At 66.0% G+C, this 318-nt stretch carries 1 protein-coding gene; it reads right to left on the bottom strand.

All coding sequences use genetic code 11. The features are described 5' to 3' along the window. On the bottom strand, window positions 1-318 hold a 318-nt coding region (locus tag GGC30_RS16365; protein ID WP_228763799.1), incomplete at both ends, for a hypothetical protein.

Raw genomic sequence — 318 nt, 5'->3', positions numbered from 1 at the left:
CAGCTGGCCTTCATAGGCGCCGGCGAGCAGCGACTTGGACGGAACGGGGATGTTCACGTTCAGGGCCATGGCCGACTTCCAGGCGCCGTGGCTGGCGCTGGTGGAGTTGGCGTTGGCGGCCAGGTTGATGTAGTTGCCGTTGGTCGCGGCGGCCGTGGAACCGACGGCGCCGGCGGTGTAGGTGCCGGTGACCGAGTAAGGCAGGTTGGCCTGGAAGACGTTGGAGTCGTAACCGGCGCCCGAGTTGTTCACCAGGCCGCGGATGTCGTTCTTGGACACGGTGACGGTGTTGGACGTGTTGCAGCCGGCCAGGTTGGT

Source organism: Brevundimonas sp. SPF441, assembly GCF_009661015.1.
Classification (GTDB): domain Bacteria; phylum Pseudomonadota; class Alphaproteobacteria; order Caulobacterales; family Caulobacteraceae; genus Brevundimonas; species Brevundimonas vesicularis.
Note: the sequence above shows the minus strand (reverse complement) of the source record. Positions and strands in the feature narration are given on the sequence as shown.